The 25,655-nt window shown below is 73.7% G+C and carries 16 protein-coding genes, 1 tRNA gene and 1 pseudogene; 10 read left to right on the plus strand and 8 right to left on the minus strand.

Translation table 11 applies throughout. From position 1 onward, the window contains the following. Nucleotides 1-33 precede the first annotated feature (33 nt). Nucleotides 34-106, minus strand: a tRNA-Gln gene (locus Q3Y56_RS22210). A gap of 208 nt (nt 107-314) precedes the next feature. On the opposite strand from Q3Y56_RS22210, the gene Q3Y56_RS22215 reads away from it, so the two are divergent. Continuing rightward, nucleotides 315-1,643 carry a sensor histidine kinase gene (locus tag Q3Y56_RS22215; protein WP_304463606.1) on the plus strand — a complete coding sequence of 443 codons (1,329 nt, stop codon included), beginning with the start codon at nt 315-317 and terminating at the stop codon, nt 1,641-1,643. A 137-nt stretch (nt 1,644-1,780) separates the two neighbouring features. On the opposite strand, the gene Q3Y56_RS22220 is transcribed toward Q3Y56_RS22215, so the two are convergent. After that, entirely contained in the window at nt 1,781-2,284 is a 504-nt protein-coding gene (locus tag Q3Y56_RS22220) for an SUKH-3 domain-containing protein (RefSeq protein WP_304463607.1), read from the minus strand. Between the two features lie 3 nt (nt 2,285-2,287). Further along, a complete protein-coding gene (locus Q3Y56_RS22225; protein WP_304463608.1) occupies nt 2,288-2,824 on the minus strand; it encodes a YwqJ-related putative deaminase in 537 nt (178 codons plus the stop codon). Nucleotides 2,825-3,032: 208 nt separating this feature from the next. Here Q3Y56_RS22225 and Q3Y56_RS22230 point away from each other — a divergent pair, with 208 nt between their 5' ends. The 3 genes from Q3Y56_RS22230 to Q3Y56_RS22240 all read left to right on the plus strand — a co-directional run bounded on the left by Q3Y56_RS22230 (nt 3,033) and on the right by Q3Y56_RS22240 (nt 8,581). Continuing rightward, nucleotides 3,033-4,010 (plus strand): SMI1/KNR4 family protein, encoded by a 978-nt coding sequence (locus Q3Y56_RS22230; RefSeq protein ID WP_304463609.1) that lies wholly within the window; start codon nt 3,033-3,035, stop codon nt 4,008-4,010. A 5-nt stretch (nt 4,011-4,015) separates the two neighbouring features. Further along, nucleotides 4,016-7,336: an SUKH-4 family immunity protein gene (locus tag Q3Y56_RS22235; RefSeq protein ID WP_304465733.1), complete on the plus strand. Its 3,321-nt coding sequence runs from the start codon at nt 4,016-4,018 to the stop codon at nt 7,334-7,336. A gap of 273 nt (nt 7,337-7,609) precedes the next feature. Beyond that, on the plus strand, nt 7,610-8,581 hold the full coding sequence (locus tag Q3Y56_RS22240; RefSeq protein ID WP_369696777.1) for a cellulose-binding protein: 972 nt from the start codon (nt 7,610-7,612) through the stop codon (nt 8,579-8,581). Nucleotides 8,582-8,639: 58 nt separating this feature from the next. Here Q3Y56_RS22240 and Q3Y56_RS22245 read toward each other — a convergent pair whose 3' ends face one another. After that, on the minus strand, nt 8,640-10,259 hold the full coding sequence (locus Q3Y56_RS22245) for an MFS transporter (RefSeq protein WP_304465734.1): 1,620 nt from the start codon (nt 10,257-10,259) through the stop codon (nt 8,640-8,642). Between the two features lie 458 nt (nt 10,260-10,717). Between Q3Y56_RS22245 and Q3Y56_RS22250 the strand changes: the two genes are divergently transcribed. The 4 genes and pseudogenes from Q3Y56_RS22250 (at nt 10,718) to mfd (ending at nt 18,625) form a co-directional block, all read left to right on the plus strand. Then, entirely contained in the window at nt 10,718-11,506 is a 789-nt protein-coding gene (locus Q3Y56_RS22250; protein WP_304463611.1) for an ABC transporter ATP-binding protein, read from the plus strand. Beyond that, nucleotides 11,503-14,079, plus strand: coding sequence for an ABC transporter permease (locus Q3Y56_RS22255; RefSeq protein WP_304463612.1), 2,577 nt, complete (start codon nt 11,503-11,505; stop codon nt 14,077-14,079). The genes Q3Y56_RS22250 and Q3Y56_RS22255 overlap by 4 nt, the downstream gene beginning before the upstream one ends. A gap of 248 nt (nt 14,080-14,327) precedes the next feature. After that, nucleotides 14,328-14,879 carry a phospholipase gene (locus tag Q3Y56_RS22260; RefSeq protein WP_304463613.1) on the plus strand — a complete coding sequence of 184 codons (552 nt, stop codon included), beginning with the start codon at nt 14,328-14,330 and terminating at the stop codon, nt 14,877-14,879. Between the two features lie 183 nt (nt 14,880-15,062). Further along, nucleotides 15,063-18,625: pseudogene (gene mfd, locus Q3Y56_RS22265) on the plus strand (transcription-repair coupling factor). A gap of 1 nt (nt 18,626) precedes the next feature. Here the strand turns inward: mfd and Q3Y56_RS22270 are convergent. The 4 genes from Q3Y56_RS22270 to Q3Y56_RS22285 all read right to left on the minus strand — a co-directional run bounded on the left by Q3Y56_RS22270 (nt 18,627) and on the right by Q3Y56_RS22285 (nt 23,737). Continuing rightward, nucleotides 18,627-20,027 (minus strand): nucleotidyl transferase AbiEii/AbiGii toxin family protein, encoded by a 1,401-nt coding sequence (locus Q3Y56_RS22270; RefSeq protein WP_304463614.1) that lies wholly within the window; start codon nt 20,025-20,027, stop codon nt 18,627-18,629. After that, nucleotides 20,024-20,689 carry a hypothetical protein gene (locus tag Q3Y56_RS22275; RefSeq protein ID WP_304463615.1) on the minus strand — a complete coding sequence of 222 codons (666 nt, stop codon included), beginning with the start codon at nt 20,687-20,689 and terminating at the stop codon, nt 20,024-20,026. Before Q3Y56_RS22275 ends, Q3Y56_RS22270 begins: the two co-directional genes overlap by 4 nt. Nucleotides 20,690-20,822: 133 nt before the next feature. Then, nucleotides 20,823-21,899: a DUF4331 family protein gene (locus Q3Y56_RS22280; RefSeq protein WP_304463616.1), complete on the minus strand. Its 1,077-nt coding sequence runs from the start codon at nt 21,897-21,899 to the stop codon at nt 20,823-20,825. A 326-nt stretch (nt 21,900-22,225) separates the two neighbouring features. Then, the gene (locus tag Q3Y56_RS22285; protein WP_304463617.1) at nt 22,226-23,737 is read right to left on the minus strand and encodes a helix-turn-helix domain-containing protein; all 1,512 of its coding nucleotides are present in this window, start codon (nt 23,735-23,737) and stop codon (nt 22,226-22,228) included. Nucleotides 23,738-24,005: 268 nt separating this feature from the next. Between Q3Y56_RS22285 and Q3Y56_RS22290 the strand changes: the two genes are divergently transcribed. Both Q3Y56_RS22290 and Q3Y56_RS22295 read left to right on the plus strand, forming a co-directional pair. Next, on the plus strand, nt 24,006-24,365 hold the full coding sequence (locus Q3Y56_RS22290) for a DUF1330 domain-containing protein (RefSeq protein ID WP_304465735.1): 360 nt from the start codon (nt 24,006-24,008) through the stop codon (nt 24,363-24,365). Nucleotides 24,366-24,480: 115 nt separating this feature from the next. Next, nucleotides 24,481-25,650 carry a hypothetical protein gene (locus Q3Y56_RS22295; protein WP_304463618.1) on the plus strand — a complete coding sequence of 390 codons (1,170 nt, stop codon included), beginning with the start codon at nt 24,481-24,483 and terminating at the stop codon, nt 25,648-25,650. Nucleotides 25,651-25,655: the final 5 nt, after the last annotated feature.

Below are 25,655 nucleotides of genomic sequence, written 5' to 3' on the forward strand. Positions count from 1 at the left end.
GTCAGGACCCGATGAATGGGGCGACGTGGACAGCTCCCCTGCAAGGATTCGAACCTTGACAAACGGCACCAAAAACCGCTGTGCTGCCTGATTACACCACAGGGGATTGCAAATTTAGCCAAACCGGACAATTGACCTTGTTGCCGGGATGGCCATGCCTACTATGCCGTACCTCAGGCCCCGGATGCGACGCCCCCGGCCCGTGCCCCTGGTCCATGCCGCGTCCCACGCCCGGAGCGCAGCCGTGCGTGTCCGTCCGCGCACGCTCCGCGCGCCCCGGAAAACCGGTGGCGACCGGCCGTACATTGGTGCGTATGAGCGGAACGGGGGAAGCCGTCGAGGAGGGCATGCCTGCTGGCAGGCCCGGGGGGCTGTGGTGGTGGCCACGGCGAAGAAGTGTCGTCCTCGACGTCGCGCTGGCACTGATATCGGCGGCCGAATGCGGCGGCGAAGGCGTCCTCTTCGCGCGCGACGCACGGCTGCCCGTGGCGTTCGGGGTGGTGCTCGGCGTCCTGGTCGGCGCGTCGCTGGTGCTGCGGCGGCGCTGGCCGATCGCGGTCGTCCTGGTCTCGGTCGCCGTCACCGCCGCCGAGATGGGCCTGCTGCTGACCGTCGTGGGCCTGTACACCCTCGCCGCGTCCGACATCCCGCGCCGCATCACGGCCGTACTCGCCGGAATGTCCTTCGTCGCCGCCTTGATCGTCACGATGGTCACGCTCAACCGGGACATGGAGGGCGACTGGAACCAGCAGTGGATGTGGGTGGCCCCGCTCGTCGCGGTGATGGCCATCGGCGTCACCGCCCCGCCCATCCTCCTGGGGCTGTACGTCGGCGCCCGGCGGCGCCTGGTGGAGAGCCTGCGCGAGCGCGCGGACGGCCTGGAGCGCGAACTGTCCCTGCTCGCCGAGCGCGCCGAGGAGCGCGCCGAATGGGCCCGCAACGAGGAGCGCACCCGCATAGCGCGGGAGATGCACGACGTCGTGGCGCACCGGGTGAGCCTGATGGTGGTGCACGCGGCGGCCCTCCAGGCGGTGGCGCTCAAGGACCCCGAGAAGGCCGCGAAGAACGCCGGGCTCGTCGGCGACATGGGCCGCCAGGCCCTCACCGAGCTGCGCACCATGCTGGGTGTGCTGCGCTCCGAGGACAGCGTGTCCGGCGCCGCGGTCACCCGCCCGGCCGGGCCCGCGCCGCTGGCGTCGGTGGCGGCGGCCGCCTCCGCGGCCGCGGACGAGGCCGCCGGCGGGCCGAGCCTGGCGGAGCTGGAGGCGCTGGTCGGGCAGTCGCGTACGGCGGGGATGACCGTCGAGCTGTCGGTGGAGGGGGAGGAGCGGCGGTACGCGCCGCGCGTGGAGCAGACCGCGTACCGGGTGGTCCAGGAGGCGCTGACCAACGTGCACAAGCACGCACCCGGCGCCACGGCCCGGGTCCGGCTCGCCCGCCGGGACGCGGAGGTCGCGGTCCTGGTGGAGAACGGGCCGTCGGACCGGTGCGCTGCGGACGCGGACCTGCCCAGCGGCGGAAACGGCCTGATCGGGATGCGGGAACGGGTGGCGACGCTGGGCGGCGGCTTCGTCTCGGGCCCGACGGACACCGGCGGCTTCCGGGTCTCGGCGGTGATACCGAACCGCGAGCCGACGGCCTGAGCCGCGGGGGCCGGGGAGTCCCGGCTACGGGAGGGCGGGGCCGGGGAGAGCCCCTGTACCGCCGGGGCGGCCCCGGCAGATGGACAGGCCCCGGCTGATGGTCAGGCCCCGGCCGATGGACAGGCCCCGGCCCACGGTCAGGCCCCGGACCTGGACAGTCGCTGCGGCAGTAAACCGGTGATCAGCGTGGCCAGCGCCGCGTCCAGGTCCGCGCCCAGGAACCAGTCCCCGGTGTGGTCGAGGCTGTAGACCCGACCCTCCGCGTCGATCGTCAGCAGCGCCTGCCCGTGCGCCTCCTCGCCCAGCGGAGCGACCTCCGTGCCCAGCGCCCGGCCCAGGTCCGCGAGCGTACGGGACAGGTGCAGGCCGCTCATCGGGTCGATCCGGAACGGGGTCGGCGCGATCTGCCGCCCCGCGCCGGGCGGCTGCACCTCCAGCCCGCCGAACTCCGCCCACGCCTCGACGGCCGCGGGGAAGACGCGGTGCCGGTGGCCGCCCGGGGACTCGTGGGCGCGCAGCGTGTCCGCCCACACCTCGGCCTGCCGGATGTCCCAGCGGCCGGGCTGCCAGCCCGCCTCGCGCAGGGTGGCGTCGACGGCGACGGAGAAGCGGGTCGCCGCCGTACGGTCGAAAGCGCGCATCGATCAGCCCTTGTCCGTGCCGGCCGTGCCGGTCTCGGGGGCGCCGACGCTGCGTACACCGAAGTGGGCCAGGAGCGCCGAGCAGGACCGGCAGGGCTGAGCGTAGCCGCCGTGCCGGGGGTCGCCCTCCTCCCGGATGTGCCGTGCGGTGATCTTCGCCTGCTTCAGCGCCCGCCGCGCCTCGCTGTTGGTCAGCGGCTTGCGCGAGGCGCGCTTGCTCCGGGCGCCCTCCACGCCGGTCAGATGGCGGGAGAGCAGGACGGCCTCCGGGCAGCGGCCGGTGAACCGCTCGCGCTGGGCGGTGCCGAGCGTGTCGAAGAAGTCCTGGACGAGCGGGTGGAGCGCGGGCGGCTGGTCGGCCTTGCTCGCGGTGCAGGTGAGTGTCTCGCCGCGGACCGTGAGCGCGGCGGCGACCGCGGGCAGGATGCCGTCGCGGCGGTGCAGCAGCGCGGGCGGCCCGTCCGCGGTGTCGGCGCCCCAGCTCAGCCGGGGATCACCGGCCGCGGGTGCCGTGGCGCCACGACCCTCCGTAGTCTTCATGGCGGTCTTTCCCTCCCTGCGCAATCCGCGCGCAATCCCCCTGTTGCGGGGGTCAGCCTGCCAAATGGGGCGGGTGTGGCGGAAGTCAGGTGTCAACCGGGCGCGTCGCGGGCGGTGTGATGTCACTGTGGGTGCCGGGGCGGGGTCGGCTGTTGCGGCACCGCATAGGCTGTCGGTCAGTAGCCAGCAGCAGCAGGGGGCAACCGCCATGACGACAGGTCGGCTCGGGCAGCATGCCGCGCCACCGAACACGGCCTACGCCGGGCAGGTCGTGCACTTCCCGGACCCGGTTCGGGCGGCCCGTCACCCCAGAGGTGTACGGGTGGACGAAAGCGGCTTTCCGGACTTCTCTCCCTATGCGCGGGCGGCTGCCGAAATCGCCGAGCCGCCCGAGGGGTTCGGCGTCGACGAACTGCGGCTGACGGACTTCGTCTCCGCCAACGCCGCGCTGCACAGCGCCGGCCACGAGCTGTGGGACGGGCTGTCGTCGGTCGCCACCCCGCACGGTTGGACCTGGCACCACGTCGCCGGCACGCGCCGCATGGAGCTGATCCCCGCCGAGGTGAAGGCGCTTCTGCGGCACCACGGCGGGCTCGCCACGGCCAACGTCGACCAGGACAAGCGCGGCACACGCCCGCTCCAGGAGACCCGGCCGGTGCACTTCGGGCTGCCCAAGCGCGGCATATCGGTCACCGAGGAGCAGGTGCTGGGCGTCGAGGAGGACCTCGGCTACCGGCTTCCGGAGGCGTACCGCTCGTTCCTCAAGGCGGCGGGCGGCTGCGCGCCGGTGGGCGCCGCGCTCGACGCCGAGCTGGGGCTCCTGGTCGACCAGCCCTTCTTCACGGTGCGGGAGGAGGCGGCGGTCAACGACCTCGTGTACGTCAACAAGTGCCTCCGGGACCACTTCACCAAGGACTACCTGGGCGTCGGGTTCGTCCAGGGCGGCGTGATCGCGGTCAAGGTGAAGGGCGACGCGATCGGCTCCGTCTGGTTCTGTGCCTATGACGACGCGCGCGACCAGGACGGCTGGACGGTCCAGGACCGGGTCGAGCGGCTGATGCTGCCCTGTGGCGACGACTTCGACGCCTTCCTGCTGCGGCTCGCGGGCAACCCGCCGGAGCTGGAGACCGTGGCGCATCTGATGGTGGACGGCGGCTTCGCGTACGCCGTCCCGGTGGAGGGGTGAGCGCGATGGTGACGTTCGCGCAGGCGCAGGAGCGCGCGGAGCTGTGGGTCAACGCCGGCGTGCCGGGCTACCAGCAGCGCGAGGTCCGGGTGCGGGAGTTCGGCCTGGGCTTCGTCGCCTGGGCCGAGGACCGCGAGGGCGGGCCGGTCTCCGGCGCGGCGACCGAGGGCGCGCGCCTGGTCATCGCCCGCGACAGCGGGGAGACCACGCTGTGGCCGGGGCTGCCGGTCGGCGAGGTCATCCGCCGGTACGAGGAGGCGTACGGGACGGTCCAGGAGGATCCGGCCGAGACGCCCGCGCCGCAGCGCATCGACCTCAACGCGACGTCCTTCCTGCTCACGCCGCCGGAGTGGCTCCAGGAGGCGGCGGACGCGATGGGCATCCCGGACCGGCGCCAGGGGGCGTCGGGCGGTACGTCGGGTGGTGGGGGTACGTCGGGTGGTTCCGCCGGTGGCTCGCCGGATGGGGCGATAGCCGGCGCGCCCGGTGGCTCGCCGGGCGGGGCGATAGCCGGTGCGTCTGATTCATCCGGCGCGTCTGGTGCATCCGGTGCATCCGGTGCGTTTGGTACGAAGAGCGGCTTCGGGGCGTCCGCGGGAGCGGGCGAACCGTCCGACGCCGTGCCCGGCGGCGGCTCGTGGGGCGACGGCTCCGCGGGGGGCGCGGGCACAGGAACAGGCACGTCCGCCGCTGGTCCGCACGCCGGGCCGGAGGAGCCGGTCGACGCCGTGATGCGGGATGCCATGGCGCGGGACGGCCGGGCCGCGGGTGACGCGTCGTCCGGGGCCGGGGCCGGCGGTCCGTGGGCTCCGCCGGCATCCGGTGAGTCCGGGGGTGGCGCGGCGGGCGCGTCCGCAGGTGCGCCGTCTTTCGGCAACGCGGCGGCCGGTGGCCCCGCTGCCGGGGCGTCGTCCGGGGCCGGCGGTCCGTGGGCTCCGCCGGGTCCGGCGGGGGCCGGTGCGTCCGGTGCGGGTGCGCCCAGCGGCGGTACGCCCTGGGCCGACACCAACCCGGGTGACGACGACGGCCGCTCGGTCGTCCCGCCCGCCACCGTCTTCGCCCCGCCGCTCGCGGGCTCCGACGACGAGGACACGCCCGTGCCGGGCGTGCGGCCCGACGCCAAGACCGAACTGATGTCGGCGGGCAGCGCTCTGCCGCGCACCGCCATCGCCCCGGCGATCGATCTGCCGGGGCATGGCGCGGCCGACATCGCCGCCGCGCCCACCAGCAAGGCCGTGCCGGGCGGTGCTCCGGTGCCGCCGCCGGGCGCTCCGGGCGCTCCGGGTGCTCCGGGTGTTCCAGGTGCTCCGGGTGTCCCGGCCGCTCCTGGCGCTCCGGGGGCCCCTGGCGTACCGCCCGTTCCCGGTGCTCCGGGTGTCCCCGGCGCTCCGGGTGCGGGGCCGGGCACGCCTCCGCCGCCGTCGGGGCCCGGCGCCCCGGGTGCGCCCGCGGGTGGCTACGTACCGACTCAGCTGATGTCCGCGCTCGACTCGGAGAGCCTGGGTGGCGCCGCGGGAGCGGCGGGACCTGGTGCGCCGGGTGCGCCCGGCGCCGGTGGTGCGAACACGCCGCCGCCCGGTCCGCCCGGCGCCCCCGGCGGAGTGCACGTCGCCGCGACGATGCTCGCCGGGCCCGGTCAGCCGGGGCAGGCCGGCCCGCCGCCGGGTGCGCCCGGTGCCCCTGGGGTCCCCGCGGCTCCCGGTGCGCCCGGTGCTCCGGGTGTGCCCGGTGCTCCGGGTGTGCCCGGTCCGCCTGGTGTCCCCGGTGCCCCTGGTGTTCCCGGTGTTCCCGGTGTTCCCGGTCAGAACGGTCCGCAGCCGCCCGGCCCGCCCGGTGCCCCTGGTGCGCCCGGGGCTCCCGGCGCGCCTGGGCAGCCCACCCCGCCGCCTGGCGCACCGGGTGCTCCCGGCGCTCCTGGGACGCCCGGGGGCGGTGCCCATCACGCCGCCACGATGCTCGCCGGTCCGCCGGGTGTGCCTGGTGCTCCGGGTATGCCCGGTGCGCCGGGGCAGCCGGGCCCGCTGCCGCCCGGTGCTGCTGGTGCGCCTGGTGCGCCTGGTGTTCCCGGGGCCCCCGCGGCTCCGGGTGCCCCCGGTGCGCCGACCGGTCCGCACACGCCGCCGCTCGTACCGCCGGGCACGCCGCCGCCCGGTGGCGTGCACGCCGCCGCGACCATGCTCGCGGGTGGGCCCGGTCAGCCGCCGCAGATGCCGGGTGCCCCCGGGATGCCCGGTCAGCCCGGACCGGTTCCCCCCGGTGCTCCCGGCGCGCCCGGTGCTCCCGGCATGGTGCCGCCGCCCGGCTCGGGTCCGTACGGCTATCCGCAGGCCCCCACCGGCCTGCCGACGGTCGGCCCCGGCTACATGGCCGTCCTCCGCTACCGCGCGCAGGACGGCTCCGAGCAGCAGCTCATCCGCCGCTCCGCGCCCGGCACCCCGCACCCCGAGTGGCAGATCCTCCACGAGCTGCGCGCGATGAACGTCCCGCCGCAGCAGGTGCTGGAGCTGCACACCGAGCTGGAGTCCTGCGACCTGCCCGGCGGTTACTGCGCCCGCATGATCCGCGAGAACTGGCCGCAGGTGCGGATCAGCCACACCGCCGCGTACGGCCGCGACCACGCCACCCGCCAGCAGGGCGTACGGCACCTGATCGAGCATCAGGGGGAGCTGCACCAGGTGGCCGACGGCCCCGCCCGCCCGGCACCCAACCGGGTGCCGCTGCCGCACCCCAGCCAGGTGCAGCGGGTGCCACCGGCGCCGCCGGAGGGCCTGGCGCAGGAGCTGGCCGGCGCGTTCGGACCGCAGGGCGTCTTCCGCTTCGACCAGCGCGCGGTGTCCCGCATGGGCGTACCCGACGCGGTCGCGCAGACGCTGGTCTGGGCCGGTCTGCCCCTGGACTTCGGCCCGTTCTTCTGGGCGCAGGCGCAGCCGGGGCGCCCGATCCCGACGCTGGCCGAGCTGGCGGCGGAACGCGGGGTGCAGCCCGCCTCGGACGCCGGTTCGTACCTCGTCATGGGCAACGACTTCGGCCGCCAGCTGTGTGTGCAGTACGGCACGGCGCACATCGTGGCCGTGCCCGTGGAGGCCGGGCCCGGCGGGGCGCCGGTGCCGCCGCAGTTCGTGAACACCGGACTTCCGGAGTTCGTCCGCTGCATGGCGCTGCTCGGGCGGATGTGGCGGCTGCGGTACGGGCTGACGCCCGAGCAGGCGGGCCGCTGGACCGTCGACTTCCAGGCCCAGCTCGCCGCCCTCGACCCGGCCGCGCTGTCCGCCCCCGACAACTGGTGGGCGGTCCTGCTGGAACAGATGTGGGACGGGCTGCTCTGACGGCCGCCCCTCACGCCCTGCTCTGACAGGGTGGAACTGAACGCGCGTACGGCGCCCGACCGGAGGATCTGGTCGGGCGCCTTCCCTTTGCCCTGTACCGCCCCGAACAGCCGGATTCCGGTTTCTCTCCTCCAGTAATCCTCGAGTAACTCATCTTCGACCCGGAAGTTAAGCGGAGTGTCGCGTTATGGGCGATTAACTCCGATCCACCAAGATGTGCGCCGGGAGCGCGTTGCCCGCCGTACCAAAGGGGTCTGAAGGATGAGTCCGTCGGTGTCACGTCATGGCTTCTCCGCCGTCGGTCGGGGCGGTCGCGGCTACCACCCCGACCAGGTCGACCGCACGTTCGCGGAGCTGTCGCGGGAGCGCGACGCGGCGTGGGAGCGGGCCGCCCGGCTGACCGTCCTCGCCAACGAGATGGCCGCCGAGGCCAAGCGGCTGCGCGAGACCGTCGCCCAACTCGCCCCTCAGACGTACGAGACCCTCAGCGACCGCGCCCAGCTGCTCCTGGCCATGACGGAGGAGGAGGCGTGCAGCCTGCGGGCCTGCGCCCACGAGGCCGCCCGCGAGAGCGCCGCCGCGGCCCGCACCGCGGCGGACGAGGTGCAGCGCGCCGCCCGCGAGGAGGCCGACCGGGCACGGATCGAGGCCGAGAACCTGGAGCGGTGCACCCTCGACGCGGCGGAGGCCGCCGCCAACGAACTGCGGACAGTTGCCCGGCAGGAGGCCAAGGAGACGCACAGCGCCGCACTCGCCGACCTGCGGGAGATCCGGGACCGCGCGGCCGCCCTCCTCGCCCGGCAGGAGGCCCAGCACGCCGAGCGCTGGGAGGCGGCGATGGGCGAACTCGCCGATCAGGACATCGAGGCGGAGGCCCGGCTCGCCGAGCGTGAGAAGTGCGTACGCGGCATGCTGGCGGAGGCCGAGCGGACGTACGCGGAGGCGGAAGAGGCCGCCCGCCACCTGCGGGAGGAGGCCGAGGCGCGGGGCGCGGAGATCCTCGCGCAGGCGCGGGCGCGCCAGCAGCGCGTGGTGCAGGAGACGGACCGCACGCTGCGCGACCACGCGGCGCGCCGCGAGGAGCTCAAGTCGCACCTGGAGCATGTGCGCAACAGCCTGGCGGCGGTCACGGGCAGGGTGGTGCCGTCCACGGAGCCCGAGGCGGCCACGCCGCCGGGCGACGACGAACCGGCGCCGGACGCGACGGGGCGCGTCCCGGGCCCCTCGTCGGGACCCGACGACTGACCGTTCCCGCTGACCGTCCCCTTCGGTCAGCGCGCAAGTCCCGGGCCGGCAAAGCCCGTCAGGTCTGCTCCGACCAGTTCCGCTCCTCCCGGTGCTCGCGCGCGTCCTGCTCGGCCCGCTCGGCCCGCGCGTCCTGCTCGGCCCGCGCGTCCTGCTCGGCCCGCGCGTCCTGCTCGTTCCGTTCGGTCTGCTCCTCCTGCTCGTCCCGCTCCGCGAACTCCTCCCGTACCGGGAACCGCCGCGGAGCCACCAGCACCAGGACCGCCAGCGCCAGCACCGCGGCCCCCGCCGCTCCCACGTACACATGGTCGACGACCGTGTCGACGCCCCGTCGCAGATAGTCCGCCGCCTGGTCCGACAGCGTCCCCGGGTGCTCCAGCGCGTGCGACACCGTGTCGAGGTCGGCGGGCAGCCCGGGCCGGATGTCCGCCGGTGCGTCGTCCAGCCGCGCGGCCAGCGTCGCGTTGGCCACGGCGCCGAACAGCGCCGCCCCCACGCTCTGGCCGACCTGGCGGCAGAAGAGTATCGACGCCGTCGCCGTGCCGCGCTCGGACCAGCCCACGGACGACTGGACGCCGACGATCAGCGGCAGTTGGAACAGGCCGAGGGCGGCGCCGAGCAGCAGCATCAGCAGCGCGGGCTGCCAGGCGGCGCCCGGGTAGGGCAGGAAGGGGAAGGCGGCCAGGATCAGCGCGGCGAGGCCGATCCCGATGATCGCGCTCTGGCGGAAGCCGATCCGGTTGTAGACGCGGTTGCTGAACGCCGCGCTGATGGGCCAGCTCAGCGACATCACCGACAGCACGAACCCGGCGGCGATCGGACCGAGCCCCAGCACCGACTGCGCGTACGTCGGCAGGAACACGGTCGGTGCGATCATCAGCAACCCCAGCGCACCGAGCGCGAGGTTGACCGCCGCGATCGTCCGGCGCCGCCACACCCAGCCCGGAATGATCGGCTCCGCGGCCCGGCGCTCGATCACCACGGTCACCGCGGCGCACACCCCGGCCCCGGCCAGCAGCGCCAGCGACGGCGCGGACAGCCAGGGCCAGGCCACGCCGCCCTGCACCAGCGCGGTCAGCAACAGGCCGCCGGTCGCGAAGATGGCCAGCGCGCCCGACCAGTCGACCCGCGGCGGTGGCGCTCCCTTCCGGTCCGGCCGGGCGGGCTCGTGCAGGTGACGGGTGATCAGCCACAGCGCGACGGCACCGACCGGCAGGTTGATCAGGAAGATCCAGCGCCAGTCCGCGTACCCGGCGAGCAGGCCGCCGACGGCCGGGCCGAGTACGGAGGACAGCGCCCACACCGAGGAGAGCCGGGCCTGGATCTTCGGGCGCTCCTTGAGCGGGTACAGGTCGGCGGCGATGGTCTGCACGGTGCCCTGCAGGGCACCTCCGCCCAGGCCCTGGACGATCCGGAAGGCGATCAGGGACGCCATGTTCCAGGCACCCGCGCACAGCAGCGAACCGGCCAGGAAGAGCGCTATCCCGGTGATCAGTACGGGCTTGCGGCCGAAGGTGTCGGAGAGCTTCCCGTACACCGGGAGGGTGACGGTGACGGCCAGCAGGTAGCCGGAGAACAGCCACGAGAAGACCGAGAAGCCGCCGAGGTCGCCGACGATCTGCGGGACGGCGGTGGAGATGATCGTCGCGTCGAGGGCGGCAAGCGCCATCCCCAGCATGAGGGCCGCGACGACCGGGCGGCGCTGGTCGGGGCCGGGCGGCGGTGCGGAGGGTGGCCGGGGGCGATCGGGTCGCGGATCCGCGTTCGTCGGCCGTCCCGATGCGCCGCTCACCGTGGCCTTCCCCTCCGTCGAACTTTCGTGTATCGCCCACCATTCCACGCGGGGCCGGGGGAAGGAACCCTGAGCCCGGCCGGTCCGGTACCCCCGTACCCCTAGGGGAGACAGGGGAGTTCCTCCTACTCGCGGTTCGTACCGGCGGAGGATGAGGCGGCCGGAGCCCGCTCCTAGGGTTGTCATGTCCGACTACGGACGGCAGGGCCACCAGGGGTGGGGCTAACCCCAGGGTGAAAACGGTGCCCTGCACCATCGTGGCGACCCCCTCCCGTGAAGCAGTCTTCTGGGAGCGATCGAAGTACGCGGATCGCCGTGCGCATACCCATCGAGGAGAGGTCATCGTGACTACGGCTGTATCGATTCCCAGGACCGGGGGCAGTGGAGGACATACGGCTGTCGCCGCCCGAGCGCGCCAGGTCGTGAAGGCGTACGGCTCGGGTGAGACCCGGGTCGTGGCGCTGGACCGGGTCGACGTGGACATCGCGCGGGGGCGGTTCACCGCGATCATGGGCCCGTCCGGCTCCGGCAAGTCGACGCTGATGCACTGCCTCGCCGGCCTCGACACCGTCACCTCGGGCCAGATCCATATAGACGAGACCGAGATCACCGGGCTGAAGGACAAGAAGCTCACCAGGCTGCGCCGGGACCGCATCGGCTTCATCTTCCAGGCGTTCAACCTGCTGCCCACGCTCAGCGCGATCGAGAACATCACCCTGCCCATGGACATCGCCGGCCGGAAGCCGGACCGTGCGTGGCTGGACCGGGTGGTGGACACCGTCGGTCTGGCCGGGCGGCTCAAGCACCGGCCGAACCAGCTCTCCGGCGGGCAGCAGCAGCGCGTCGCCGTGGCCCGAGCGCTCGCGGCCCGCCCCGCGATCATCTTCGGTGACGAGCCGACCGGAAACCTGGACTCGCGGGCCGGTGCCGAGGTGCTCGGCTTCCTGCGGGCCTCGGTGGACGAGCTGGGCCAGACCATCGTGATGGTCACCCACGACCCGGTCGCCGCCTCCTACGCCGACCGCGTGCTGTACCTGGCCGACGGCCGGATCGTCGACGAGATGCACCAGCCCACCGCCGACCAGGTCCTGGACCGCATGAAGCATTTCGACGCCCGGGGGCGTGTGTCGTGATCGTCCTCAAGACCTCCCTGCGCAGCTTCTTCGCGCACAAGGGGCGCATGGCGCTCTCCGCCGTCGCCGTCCTGCTGTCGGTGGCGTTCGTGTGCGGCACGCTCGTGTTCACCGACACCACCAACGCCACGTTCGACAAGCTCTTCGCGGCGACCGCGCCCGATGTCACCGTCGCCCCGGAGAACGCGCCCAAACCCGACGAGGTCCAGAAGACCAGGAAGCCGCCGACGCTGCCCGCCTCGCGGATCGCCGAGCTGCGGTCGGTCAAGGGCGTCAAGACGGTCACCGGCGAGACCTCCAGCAACGCGGTCACCGTCGTCGACAAGGACAACGAGAAGATCGGCTCGACCGGCGGCGCCCCGACGATCGCCAGCAACTGGGACCGCAACGAGCTCCGGGCGGTGGAGCTGACCTCCGGTCACGCGCCGCGCGGCCCCACCGAGGCGTTGGTGGACGCCGACACCGCCAAGAAGAAGAAGCTGGAGATCGGCGATGAGCTGCGGGTCATCGCCATCCCTGGCGACTTCCGCGTGCGGATCGTCGGCATCGCCACCTTCAAGGTGACCAACCCCGGTGCCACCATGATCTGGCTGGACGACGCCACCGCGCAGGAGCGGGTGCTGGGCGTCCCGGACGGCTACACCAGCTTCGGGCTCACCGCCCAGCCCGGCGTCAGCAACGACGAGCTGAAGAAGGCCGTCATCGCCAAGATCGGCACCGGCTTCAAGGTGCAGACCAAGGCCGAGGCGACCGACGAGGCCCGCGAGAGCATCGGCGACTTCCTCAACATCATGAAGTACGCGATGCTCGGCTTCGCCGGGATCGCCGTGCTCGTCGGCATCTTCCTCATCGTCAACACCTTCTCGATGCTGGTGGCCCAGCGGACCCGCGAGATCGGCCTGATGCGCGCCATCGGCGCGAGCCGCAGGCAGATCAACCGGTCCGTGCTCATCGAGGCGCTGCTCCTGGGCGTCGTCGGCTCGGCGCTCGGCGTCCTCGGTGGCATCGGGGTGGCCGTCGGCCTGATGAAGCTGATGGGCGGTGCGGGTCTCAACCTCAGCACCGACGAGCTGACGGTGAAGACCGCCACCCCGGTCGTCGGTCTGACCATCGGCATCGTCGTCACGGTGATCGCCGCCTACATCCCCGCCCGCCGGGCCGGGAAGATCTCCCCGATGGCCGCCCTGCGGGAGGCCGGTACCCCGGCGGACGCCCGCGCCGGCCGGATCCGGGCCGCGATCGGCCTACTGCTGACGGCGGGCGGCGCCGCGGCCCTGGTGATGGCCGCGGGCGCCGACAAGGCGGCGGACGGCTCGATGTTCCTGGCCCTCGGGGTGCTGCTGTCCCTCATCGGCTTCATCGTCATCGGTCCGCTGCTGGCCGGATTCCTGGTCCGGGTGGTCTCCGCGGTGGTGCTGCGGGCCTTTGGCCCGGTCGGCCGGATGGCCGAGCGCAACGCGCTGCGCAACCCGCGCCGTACGGGCGCCACCGGCTCCGCGCTGATGATCGGCCTCGCGCTGGTCGCCTGCCTGTCGGTGGTCGGCTCCTCGATGGTCGCCTCGGCCAGCGACGAGCTCGACAAGTCGGTCGGCGCGGACTTCATCGTCCAGGCCGACAACAACCAGTCGATCACCGCGAAGATCGCGAAGACGGTGCACCGCGTCCACGGCCTGGAGCATGTCACGGACCTCAAGACGTTCGACGACGTCCGGATCGCCACCCCGGACGGCAAGACCGTCAAGCAGGAGCTGCAGGTCGCCCAGGCCACCTTTGCCGAGGACCTGCGCACGCCCGTCGTGTCGGGTGAACTGGCCGGCGCCTTCGGCCGGGACGCCATATCGGTGCCCGAGGGCTTCGCCAAGGACCACAAGGTCAAGCCGGGCGACACACTGAGGGTGACCATCCCGGGCGGCAGGACCGGCACGTTCACCGTCGCCGCCGTCACCTCCGAGGATGTCTCCCTCAACAAGGGCGCGTTCTACATAGGCATCAAGACCGCCGAGAAGTACGTCCCGGCCGACCTGATGCCGACCAACGACATGATGTTCGCCGTCGCCAAGGACGGCCAGGACGACGCCGCGTACGAGTCGCTCAAGAAGGCGCTGAAGCAGTATCCGGGGATCGAGGTCCGCAACCAGGCCGACTACAAGAAGCTCATGGAGGACGAGGTCGGGCAGCTGCTCGACCTGATCTACGGCCTGCTGGCGCTGGCGATCATCGTCGCCGTCCTCGGTGTGGTGAACACGCTCGCCCTGTCGGTGGTCGAACGGACCCGGGAGATCGGTCTGATGCGCGCCATCGGTCTCTCCCGCCGCCAGATGCGGCGCATGATCCGCCTGGAGTCGGTGGTGATCGCCATCTTCGGCGCCCTGCTGGGCCTGGGCCTGGGCATGGCCTGGGGTGCCACCGCGCAGAAGCTGCTGGCGCTGGAGGGGCTCAAGGTCCTTGAGATCCCGTGGCCGACGATCGGCACGGTCTTCCTCGGCTCGGCCGTGGTCGGCCTGCTCGCCGCCCTCGCCCCGGCCTTCCGGGCGGGCCGGATGAACGTTCTCAAGGCCATCGCCACGGATTAACGGATTCCGTTTTCGGTCTGCCAGTCCGGCGCATCGCGGGGGGATGCGCCGGACTGGCATTAACGTGCCAAGCGGGTTGGCCCATTCCATGCTGTGCGATAGCGTCTCGAACGCGCTCGGATTTCGGGGGACGACAAGCACGGGTCATTTCGTTGAAGATGCCCGTTTCCCCCGACCGGGTCGCCATCGACCACCGGGATGACTTACCCGGTAGGCAGAGGGGAAATCGCTTCGTGAAGAAATTCGGCATGTCTCTTGCCGGCGCCGCGCTCACCGGTGCCGTGGCCATTTCGCTCGCCACTCCGGCGCTGGCCGAGACCGCGGACGCGGACCGCGCCGCGACGACGGCCACCACCACCGTGTCGGCCGAGGCCGCCGCGGGCCAGTCGGCGACCAGGGCGTACTCCCGGGAGCAGAAGCTCAAGCGGCTGAAGCATCTGACGTCCGCGAGCCAGGACGCTGGTGGTGACTACGCGGTGGACCGGGAGAACTGGCGGCTGCACAACAGGAACCCGTACGGCTTCAACTGGAAGAACGACGGGTGCACCGGCGTATCGGATGACCCGGGTGGTTTCCATTTCGGTTTCGCGTGTGCGCGGCACGATTTCGGCTACCGCAACTACAAGAAGCTGAACGCGTTCAGCAGGGCGAACAAGAAGCATGTCGATAACACGTTCCTGTACGACATGAACTGGACCTGCGACCACCAGTGGGGCCCGTACACCCAGACCCAGCGGAAGCTGTGCCGGAAGACCGCCAAGAAGTACTACGACGCGGTGGTGGCCCTCGGCCATCTGTGATCCACACCCGGCCCCGGTGCGCCCCGGCGCACCGGGGCCGGGGGCGCCCGGCCGTACCCGGCGGCCGGGCGCGGGTGTCGGTGGGGCGTCGTAGGCTGGGGAAAAACCCGGCCCGTTGCCACGTGTCGGGCGATTCGCGTTGTCCACCCGCACACCTGCGTACACCTGGACGGGAACTGCCTCATGAGCCTGCACGGTCTGCTCGACGCGGGTCTGGAAGACCCCGCGCTCGCCGAGGCGGTCCAGGCCGCCGCCGACGGCAACCGGATGCATGTCGACCTGGTCGGGCCGCCCGCCGCGCGGCCCTTCGCCGTCGCGGCACTGGCGCGGTCCGCCGGGCGGCCCGTGCTGGCCGTGACCGCCACCGGCCGGGAGGCCGAGGACCTGGCCGCCGCGCTGCGCTCGCTGATGCCGCCGGGGCGGGAGGACTCCGTCGTGGAGTACCCGTCCTGGGAGACCCTGCCGCACGAGCGGCTCTCGCCGCGCTCGGACACCGTCGGGCGGCGGCTGGCCGTGCTGCGCCGGCTCGCGCACCCCAGCGCCGACGACCCCGCCGCGGGCCCCGTCTCCGTCGTGGTCGCGCCCGTACGGTCCGTCCTCCAGCCGCAGGTCAAGGGGCTCGGCGAGCTGGAGCCGGTCAGTCTGCGCACCGGGCAGACCGCCGATCTGGAGCAGATCGTGGACGGGCTCGCGGCCGCGGCCTACTCCCGGGTCGAACTGGTCGAGAAGCGCGGTGAGTTCGCCGTACGGGGCGGGATTCTGGACGTGTTCCCGCCGACCGAGGAGCATCCGCTCCGGGTCGAGTTCTGGGGCGACGACGTCGAGGAGATCCGGTACTTCAAGGTCGCCGACCAGCGGTCCCTGGAGGTCGCCGAGCACGGCCTGTGGGCGCCGCCCTGCCGCGAGCTGCTGCTGACCGACCAGGTGCGGCAGCGGGCCGCCGCGCTCGCCGAGGCCCACCCGGAGCTGGCCGAGCTGCTCGGCAAGATCGCCGAGGGGATCGCCGTGGAGGGCATGGAGTCCCTCGCCCCGGTCCTCGTCGACGACATGGAGCTGCTGCTGGACGTCCTCCCGCACGGGTCCATGGCCGTCGTCTGCGACCCGGAGCGGGTGCGCACCCGGGCCGCGGACCTCGTCGCCACCTCGCAGGAGTTCCTGCAGGCGTCCTGGGCCGCGTCCGCCGGCGGCGGCGAGGCGCCGATCGACGTCGGCGCGGCCTCGCTGTGGGGCATCGCCGACGTCCGCGACCGCGCCCGCGAGCTCGGCATGATGTGGTGGTCCGTCAGCCCCTTCGCCGCCGACGAGACCCTGACATATGCCGCTGACGCGGCGGGGGCGGGGACACCCTCAAGCTGGGCATGCACGCCCCCGAGTCCTACCGCGGCGACACCGCCCGCGCGCTCGCCGACACCAAGGGCTGGCTCGCCGACGGCTGGCGCATCGTCTACGTCACCGAGGGCCACGGCCCCGCCGCCCGTACCGCCGAGGTGCTCGGCAACGAGGGCATCCCCGCCCGGCTGGAGGCCGACCTCGCCGGGGTCTCCGCCTCCGTCGTCCACGTCGCCTGCGGCTCCATCGACTACGGCTTCGTCGACCCGGTCCGCAAGCTGGCCGTCCTCACCGAGACCGACCTGTCCGGGCAGAAGGCCGCGGGCAAGGACGCGGCCCGGATGCCGGCCCGCCGCCGCAAGACCATCGACCCGCTCACCCTCCAGGCGGGCGACTACATCGTCCACGAGCAGCACGGCGTCGGCCGCTACATCGAGATGGTGCAGCGCACCGTGCAGGGCGCCACCCGCGAGTACCTGCTGGTGGAGTACGCCCCCGCCAAGCGCGGCCAGCCCGGCGACCGCCTCTACATCCCCACCGACCAGCTGGAGCAGGTCACCAAGTACGTGGGCGGCGAGGCCCCGACCCTGCACCGGCTCGGCGGCGCCGACTGGACCAAGACCAAGGCCCGCGCCAAGAAGGCCGTCAAGGAGATCGCCGCCGACCTGATCAAGCTGTACTCGGCGCGGATGGCCGCCCCCGGCCACGCCTTCGGCGCCGACACCCCCTGGCAGCGGGAGCTGGAGGACGCCTTCCCGTACGCGGAGACCCCCGACCAGCTCACCACCATCGCCGAGGTCAAGGAGGACATGGAGAAGACGGTCCCCATGGACCGGCTGATCTGCGGCGACGTCGGATACGGAAAGACCGAGATCGCGGTGCGGGCGGCCTTCAAGGCCGTGCAGGACGGCAAGCAGGCCGCGGTCCTGGTGCCGACCACGCTCCTCGTCCAGCAGCACTACGGCACCTTCTCCGAGCGCTATTCCCAGTTCCCCGTCGTGGTCAAGGCGCTGTCGCGGTTCCAGACCGACACCGAGGCCAAGGCGGTCCTGGAGGGCCTGCGGGACGGCTCCGTCGACGTCGTCATCGGCACCCACCGCCTGTTCTCCTCCGAGACCAAGTTCAAGGACCTGGGCCTGGTCATCGTCGACGAGGAGCAGCGGTTCGGCGTCGAGCACAAGGAGCAGCTGAAGAAGCTCCGCGCCAACGTGGACGTCCTGACGATGTCCGCGACGCCGATCCCCCGCACGCTGGAGATGGCGGTCACCGGCATCCGCGAGATGTCCACGATCACCACCCCGCCCGAGGAGCGGCACCCGGTACTGACCTTCGTCGGCCCGTACGAGCAGAAGCAGATCGGCGCCGCCATCCGCCGCGAACTCCTCCGCGAGGGCCAGGTCTTCTACATCCACAACCGGGTGGAGTCCATCGACCGGGCCGCCGCCCGGCTGCGCGAGATCGTCCCCGAGGCGCGCATCGCCACCGCCCACGGCCAGATGTCCGAGAGCGCCCTGGAGCAGGTCGTGGTCGACTTCTGGGAGAAGAAGTTCGACGTCCTGGTCTCCACCACCATCGTGGAGTCCGGCATCGACATCTCCAACGCCAACACCCTCGTCGTCGAGCGCGGCGACAACTTCGGCCTCTCCCAGCTGCACCAGCTGCGCGGCCGGGTCGGCCGCGGCCGCGAGCGCGGCTACGCCTACTTCCTCTACCCGCCGGAGAAGCCGCTCACCGAGACCGCGCACGAGCGGCTGGCCACCATCGCCCAGCACACCGAGATGGGCGCCGGCATGTACGTGGCGATGAAGGACCTGGAGATCCGCGGTGCGGGCAACCTGCTCGGCGGCGAGCAGTCCGGCCACATCGCGGGCGTCGGCTTCGACCTGTACGTCCGCATGGTCGGCGAGGCCGTCGCCGACTACCGCGCGTCCCTGGAGGGCGGCGCGGAGGAGGAACCGCCGCTGGAGGTGAAGATCGAACTGCCGGTGGACGCGCACGTCCCGCACGACTACGCCCCCGGCGAGCGGCTGCGTCTCCAGGCCTACCGGGCCATCGCCTCCGCCAACAACGAGCAGGACATCGCGGCGGTCCGCGAGGAGCTCACCGACCGCTACGGCAAGCTCCCCGAGCCCGTGGAGAACCTGCTCCTGGTCGCCGGGCTGCGGCTGCTGGCCCGCGCCTGCGGCGTCACCGACATCACCCTCCAGGGCTCCAACGTCCGCTTCGGCCCGGTGGAACTGCGCGAGTCCCAGGAGCTGCGGCTCAAGCGGCTCCACCCGCGGTCGGTGCTCAAGCCCGCCACCCAGCAGGTGCTGGTGCCGCGCCCGACGACGGCGCGGGTCGGCGGCAAGCCGGTGGTGGGGCGCGAACTGCTCGCCTGGACGGGGGAGTTCCTGACGACGATCCTGGGCTCGTAGCTCACCGCGTGCCGTCGGCCAGCCTGGTGGCGGCCGCCACCAGGTCCTCCTCCCTCCACTGGCGCCGCCAGGGGTATTCGGTGGGGGTCGGCGAACGGTAGGCGGCCAGCAGCGCGGCGGCGCGGTCCAGGTCGCACGCGCCGCGCCCGAGCAGTTCACGGGTCACGACCAGCGCCGGCTCCGCCTGTACACGCGCTTCGAGCAGGTGCTCGTGGACGGCGTCCGGACCCGAGCCGCCCGGCAGGCCGCGGCACTCCCGCGTCAGCGGTGCGAGCCAGGCGGCGTACCGCTGATACCGCGCGGACTCGCCGCTGCCGTCGTCCAGCGCGTAGACCGGGGCGAGCGCCGTGACCAGGCGGTCGACCAGGGCGGTCGGGGGCGCGTCGCGCGTGCTCCGCGCCGGGCCCGCCAGCCCCGGGTACTCCTTGGCGAACTCGAACCACTCCGTGCGCGACAGGGAGTGGACGATGTCCTCCGGCAGCACCGGGTTGCGGTCGTAGAAGCCGTCGTCCACCCCGCGGAAGACGGCTCGCAGCAGATCGAAGGAGAGCCCGGCCGCCCCGGACTCGGCCAGCAGCACGGCGTCGTACAGGTCCTTGCCCTCGGGGAAGATGTCGGTGGCCAGCCACATGATCTTCCAGGCGAGGGAGAGTTCCGGGGTCACGGCGCGCAGCCGCGCCGGATCGCCCGCCCCGTCGGAGCGGGGGATCGCGGTGTGCACGGTGGGCGCCGGCAGCGGCTCGTTGAAGACGAAGTCCAGTTGCACGGTGCCCCCGGGCAGCCCCTCGGCCCGCCACGGCAGCACCAGACGGCGGCCCGGCACCCGGTCGTACGTCCAGATCTCGTCGCCGGCCGCGCCCCGTGAGTCCAGCCGGACCGGGCCGCCGCCGCGCCGCGCGGCGAGGTCGGCGCCGCGGGCGATGGATGCCAGCATCCGGTCGGTACGGTCGTCCGCCAGTCGCCAGGTCGCGGGCTCCACGACGAAGTCGAGGTCGCCGGGCTCGCGTGCCGCCTCCCCGAACCACGCGCGCAGGAGCACACTGCCGCGCAGTACGAGATGGTCGGCCCACTCGGAGTCCGCGACGGCGGCGAGCACCAGGTCCAGCGCCCGGCGGCGGGCCGCGTACCAGCGCCCACTGGTCTCCGCGTCCGCGAACTCCGGCTCGCCCAGCCGCATCGCCTTGCGGTAATGGGTCATGGACGGGTCGAACACGGGGCGTTGTACGACGTCGTCGTCGCCGCCCGCGACCGGGCGCAGCGTGGCCGGAAGGCTGAGGGCGGCGCGCGTCGCCTCGTCCGGCTCCTCCTGCGGCACGGTCTCGTCCGCGCCCCACGGGCCCCAGCCGAACGTCCGCCACGCGGACACCTGCGCCTCGGATTCCGACGACTCCATCGATGTCATGCCGTTCCCTCGTGTTCGCGTATCCAGCCCTGGTCCAGTGACTCCGCACTGTCGTACACCACGAACTCACGTTCCACCGAGGCGATTTCGCACGGGAGGCCGTCCAGTGCCGCGGTCAGTTCGTCCAGGCGGCGCCCCGCCGTGTCACGGCCGACGCGTCGGCAGCGCTGGGTGACGAAGCGTTCCGCTCGCCCGTCGGCCCGTGTCCGGCGGGCGTTACGGGAGAGATGGGCGGCGTGCCGGTCGGCGAGCGCGGCCAGGCCGGTGGTGTCCGCGCCTGGGTCGAGGACGAGCTTGACGTGGTGCTCGAAGTAGTAGTGCGGCCCGAGCGCCACGGCCTCCGCGTCGTGCGCGGGCACTCCGTCGGCCCAGGGCGCGGCCTCCACCTTCGTCCGCAGGACGGGGAACCCGGCGCCCCGCAGCCCCGCCGCGGCCGCGTCGGCGGCGCCGCGCGCGGCCGCGAGGGTCCCCTCGGCGCGCAGGGTGAGCATGGGCTGGGCGGGTGTGCGGCCGCGGTCGAGCACGATGTACGCGTACTTCCAGGCGCGTTCGGCCGCGTACCGGGCGAGGTCGCCGCCGTGGCCGCGGGCGGCGACGGTCAGATGGATCTCGAACTCGCCCGCGAAGGGCGGCAGAGCAGGGAGGGGAAGGTGTCCGGACACGGCCGGAATGATCTCAGGGGTACGCCGAGGCGGCGGAGGCCGGGCCCGGGGCCCGGCCGCGGCACCGGTCGTCGCGGCCGGACCGGGGCGGTGCGCGCCCGGAGGGCGCTTGTGGCGGGCCGTGGGGCCAGGCTCACCGGCCCGCCACCCGGCCCGGGCCAGGGCCGGCCCCCCGCTCCGGCCCTGACCCCGGCTCCGAGAGGTAGGGGAAGTCGGGGCGCGGCACCCCCGTGGCCGCGCCCGCGTCCAACCCCAGCTTGACGGGGACGCCGAGTATCAGCTCGAACATCACCTCGGGGACGCTGTCGGTGAGACCGCGTCCGTTCCGCCCGTCGACCGCGAACCGGGCCTGCGTGCCGACCTCGTAGCGCAGCACGTCCGGCAGCAGCAGGTCGCGGACGTGGGTGGCGTACGCGTACGGGTCGGGAACCGCACCCGCGGCGGCCGCCGCCCGCTCGGTGGCCCGGACGATCCCCGGCCCGTACCGCGCCTGGTCCTCCGCCGGTTCGGTGGCGTTGAAGTCGATGTCCCGCTCGGGGTCTTCGAGCTCGAAGAGGGTGTTGAGCAGCGGGTTTCCACAACGGTTGATCGGCCGCCAGCCGCCCGCGTCGGTGGCCAGCACCGACACCGCCCAGAACCCGATCCGGCTCCCGGCGCCACCCAGCGCCTCGTCCGGCACCTCCAGCACGATCGACTGCACGTCGGTGTCGGCGAACGCGTTCCTGGCCCGCGCCGGATCGAAGCCCGACAGGTCCGGCGCCGTGCCCCGCGCTATCGCGGTCTTCACGGCCGTGACGACCGTGCCCTCGATCCAGAACGGGTCCCCGGCCCGGCCCGCCCACGCGCGCAGCCCCGCCGCGTTCTCCGGGTCCTCCGCGACCTCCCCGGTGGTGCCGCTGAGCAGCGGGGTGCCCGTCGCGAACCGGTCGCGGGCGTCAGCCCCGTCCAGCCGGCGCAGCTCCCAGCGCTGCGGGCCGTAGGCGGTGTACGCGGAGAAGGTGAAGCGGAAGGTGATGTCCTCGACGGCGTCGCCGTCGGTGTCCACCTTGATCTCGTAGAGGCTCTCGTCGTCGTGGAAACCGCCGTCCCCCGACAGCGGATTGACGTTGACGACGAAGACGGTGCCCCGCGTGCCACGGAACAGGTAGGTGTCGCTGATGTCCAGCCGGGGGTCCTGGCGAGCGAGGATCGAGTCGTGGTGGTGACTCATCAGCGGTCCTGTTCTGCCGGCGGCGGAAGGGGGGACTGGGGAGACGAGGAGAGACGGGGGGCTGGGGTGTCGGGCGCTCCCGGCGGGCCGGCCAGTCGCGGCCGTACGAGAAGGGGGGGATCCGCACGGCACTCAGGGAGGTTGCGAGGTCGACTTCGGTGCGGTCCGCCGGGGGCGTGCCCATGACGCTATGCGGGCGGCGACGGCGCGGCGAGGAACACTGTGCACAGTGACGCCCGTTCCCGGTTGCGCTTCGAACCGTGACGCCGTCGGGGGCGCGGTTTCGCCCGGACCCGGCCCCGGCCCCGGATCCGCGGACTCCGCCGTCACAGCCGCCGCAACGCCCGCATCGCCAGCCACAGCTCGTACTTCGCGCTCGGCGCGCGCAGCAGCGATCGCCCCAGCGCCTCCTCCGCCCTGGCCAGCCGCTTGCGCGCGCCGGGCAGCGAGATCCCCAGGTCGGCGGCGGTCGCGGGAAGCCGGGCGTCGGCGCGCAGCCAGGCCAGTACGGTCTCGGGACCGGCGGTCACGTTGGCCTGTTCCAAAGGCCGCAGCTGCACCTGTGCCCAGACCCGGGCGGCGGTGGTGTCCAGCACCGTACGCAAGTCGGCCGGGCCGTCCGCGGTGGCCGGCGGATGCCACTGCGCGGTGGCGTGCAGTTGGAGGGCGAGCCAGGCCGCGGACTGATCGGCCAGACCGCGGCCCACTTCCAGGCCCAGCAGTTCCTCCAGAAGCCGGACCCGGGCGGCGAGCGTGTTGCGATGGATCTTCAGATGGCGGCTGGCGGCGCCGCCGAAGCTGAGCCAGGAGCCGAGCGTGCCGAGCAGTTCCTGCGGGCCAGGATCGGCCCGGCGCGGCGGCGCGTACCGCAGGCACGGGCCCAGCAGCTCCGCCGCCCACACCCGCCCTTCGGGCGTGGACAGCACGCTGATGTCGGTGTGCCGGCCGAAACTCGCGCAGCCCTCGGGGGCGCTGCGCGCCACGGCCAGCGCGTGGAAGGCCTGCTCGTAGCCGATCGGGGTGTCGCGCAGCGCGACCTCCGCGCTCACTCCGACCCGGCAGCCGGGGATGTGCCGGGTGATCAGCCGGTCCAGCTGCGGCTCGTCCGGCGTTTCCGCGCTGTCGGCGGGCACCAGCGCGATCAGGTGGTTGGGGCGGACCGGGCAAGGGACGATCCAGGCTTTGCCGCGCGACGTGCGGGCGATGCGTACCGCGATCTCGCGCCGCCGGTTGCCCGGGCACTCGACCACGTACACCCGGTTGAGGGGAGGCAGTGCCGGGCCCAGCGCCCCGGCGACCCGCTGTGCGGCGGGCACGCTGCCCACCATGAGCAGGTGCAGGACGGCCTCGCGGCTGTGCGCCTCGGCGAACTCCACGCGGCGCCGGTTGCGTTCGGCCTCCTCCACGCGCCAGCACAGGGCGAGGGCGCGCGAGGCGTCGGAGAGCAGCACGCTCAGGTGCCTCGGCTCCCGCGCGGCACCGGCGACGGCCAGGAACGGGGCCTGGTCCGCCGCGTCCTCGAGGCCGAGGGAGACGAGATGGAGGGTGGCCGCCCGGCCGTCGCCGTCGCTGCCGCCGTCGCCGAGCACGGCCGACGGCGTACCGCGACGGTGCAGCCCGACCGCGGCGACGGCGGCGTGGCCGAGCGCGCCCGGGTCCGTCCCTCCGGCCGTGACCAGCACCTCTCCACCGGTCCCGACCAGCCCGACGGCGGCGCCGCTGCGCGCTGCCAGCCAGTCGAGGATCGGCCGCACGGCCCGGCGCTCGGCGGCCAACCGGGCCAGCGCGAGCACGTCGTCGACGCGGCCGGTGCGGGTCTCCGTAGGCGCTGATCCCATGTCGCTCAAGGTTAGTGCGTGGTGGGTGCGCGGGGCGGCGGGCGCAAGGGGCGGTCCGGGGAGGGGGGTTGGCATGACGTGGGAGGTAATCGCCGTCCGGCCGGGGCGTGCGTACGGTCGGCACGGAGGCCGCTCGTCGGCCGGTCGGCGTCATGGCCATCGCCAACTGGCCCCGTCCGGCCTGACCTGGCCTCGTCCCGCCCCCCCCCGTCACCGCCACCGGTCTTGAAGGAGCCCACTCATGCCCGCCATGCCCGCCGTGCCCGCCATGCCCGCCTACGGATTCGCGCATCTCCGCAGCCGCCGCCCGCACGCCGACATCCTCACGTACCTGGAGCGCATCCAGGCGACCTTGGACCCCTTCGAGGGGAGGTTCGTCATCCACGGCCCGCCCGCGGAGGTCGTCGAGGGGGAATGGCCGGGGAGCATGGTGCTGATCGAGTTCCCCGGCCTGGCGGCGGCCCGCGCCTGGTACGACTCTCCCGCGTACCAGGAGATCCTGCCGCTGCGCACGGACCACATCGAGGGCGATGTCGTGCTCATCGAAGGCGTGGGGCCGGACTACGACCCGTGCGAGCGGGCGCGGAAGCTCGCCGAGGAGGCGGCGCGGCCCGGGGGCGGGGCGTAGTACCCGGTCGGGGCGCAACTGCGGGGCGGCAAGGCAGGGTTGCGCAGGTCGGAACCGGTCGTGTTCCATACGGCGTGGTCCGCGCGTCCCGTGAGCCGAGGGGGAGGAACTCACCGTGTCGGCGTGTGCTCCTCCCGCTGCCGCCGTGCGCGCGTACGCGTACGTGTACGCGTCGGCGGTGAAGCGCAGGGTGCTGATCCTTCTGCTGCTGGGCGGCGTTCTGGTCTTGGCCGCGGCGCTGGCCGGCGAGGCGCGTGCGGCTGAGCCCCCGGGAACCGAAGCCGTGCCGACGTCCGCGCGGCCCGCGCCGGACGGCGCCCCGGCAGCGGACACCGGCCCGCCGGGCCCGGCGGCGGGGGACACGGGGCGGCCGAGCCCGGAGCGGACGGCCGCGGAGCGCGTCGAACGGGTGGCCGCGGCGAGCCCCGCGCGGTCAGCGGCGGCCCGTCCGGCGGTGCCGCCGACCCGCCCCGCCCTGTCGCCGAACCCCGCCCTGCCGCCACCGCACTCAGCCGCGCTGCCGCACTCAGCCGCGCCGTCGCTCCCTGCCGCACCGGGGAGTCCCGCGCCGCCGCGCCCTGCCGTGCCGCCCCCCTCTCCGCGCCTGCCCGCTGTCCCCGCCGCTTCCGTGTTCCTGCCGTCGGAGCCCGGCCTCGGGAAGCTGCCGGAGGCATCCGCGCCGGAGCCTGTGCCGTCCCCGCCGCCCGGCGTGCCCGGCATCCCCGACGTCCCCACCCTCCCCGACCTGCCTGCGCTGTCAGCACCTCACGCCGCGGGCGGTGGCGCCGGAGCCCAACCGCCGCGCGGCACCCGGACGTCGGGCCCGCACGGCCATTCCGACGCCGGTGGCCCACCCGCAGCCGCCGGTGACGCCTCCCGGCACGCTGCCGCCGCCCGCCGTGCCGATTCACCGCCGCTTTCCCCTCCGTATACCGCCGCCGGGCCGCTGCGCCGTACGTACGGGTGCGAGGGGGGCCGGACGGCGGCGCTCCGCTCCGGTGCTGAGGGGGTCTCCCGGGCGGCGCCGCTCCCGCTCCGCGCCCCGCCGGGCGGGCCGCTCCTGCCGCTTCCCCGGCCCTTGCCATTGCCGCTGCCACTGCCGCTCGCACCGGCCGGCCACGTCTCCGTAGGGCAGGGCGGGGGCGAACAGACCAAGCGGTTCGTGGGCGTGCTGACCGGGCCCGATCGCCCCCTCCCCGCACCCCCGCCCGCCGACGGCCGACCGGAGCACACGGCCTCCCCGCTGCTGACACGTCCGCGCGACGTCGTCGAACTACCGGGCTGACGCGG

The organism is Streptomyces sp. XD-27 (genome assembly GCF_030553055.1).
In the GTDB taxonomy this organism is placed as follows: Bacteria; Actinomycetota; Actinomycetes; order Streptomycetales; family Streptomycetaceae; genus Streptomyces.